Annotated in this window: 1 protein-coding gene; it reads left to right on the top strand. The window is 29.0% G+C overall.

Annotation, left to right across the window (positions count from 1 at the left end; translation table 11 throughout):
* Positions 1-734: MSCRAMM family protein (locus CLTHE_RS16605; protein ID WP_278320275.1), on the top strand; the 734-nt coding region annotated here is incomplete at both ends.

The following is a 734-nucleotide window of genomic DNA, read 5'->3' as shown; positions in this document are numbered from 1 at the left end:
TTAGATAATTTACAATGGGGAACTTACACAATTAAAGAAACTAAAGCACCACAAGGTTATAAATTAAATGAAAACACTCAATCTATAGTTATAAATTCAACTGATGTTTCAAATATTCAAAACATAACAGTTGTTGATGGACAAGAAACAGGAAGTTTAACTATTACAAAAGAAGGTCCAAATAAAGAAAAATTAGCAGGAGCTGTTTTTGAAATAACAGGACCAAATGGATTTGAGAGAGAAGTTACAACAGGAGACAATGGAAGTATTAGTTTAAGTGGTTTAGCTTGGGGAACTTATACAGTAAAAGAAGTTAAGGCACCACAAGGATATGAATTAAATAATACACCACAAACTGTAGAAGTTAATGCAAATAATGTTAAGTTAAATCAAAACTTAATATTTACAGATGCAAAATTAAATGGAAGTATAAAAGTAACTAAGCTAGGAAAAGACGGAGCTAAGCTTGCAGGAGCAGAGTTTACTATAACTGGAGAAAATAACTTTAAAAAAGTTATAACAACAGATATAAATGGAGTAGCTACTTTAAATAATCTTCCATGGGGAACTTATACAATTAAAGAAACTAAAGCACCTATTGGATATAAATTAAGTGATAAAACACAATCTGTAACAATAAACTCAGAAGATGTTTCACAATTACAAAGTTTAACATTTAATGATACTCAAATCTTAGGTAAGTTAAATATAACTAAGACAGGAAAAGATGGAGT

This window comes from Clostridium thermobutyricum DSM 4928 (genome assembly GCF_002050515.1).
GTDB lineage: Bacteria > Bacillota > Clostridia > Clostridiales > Clostridiaceae > Clostridium > Clostridium thermobutyricum.
This window is presented reverse-complemented; position numbering and strand designations above follow the sequence as displayed.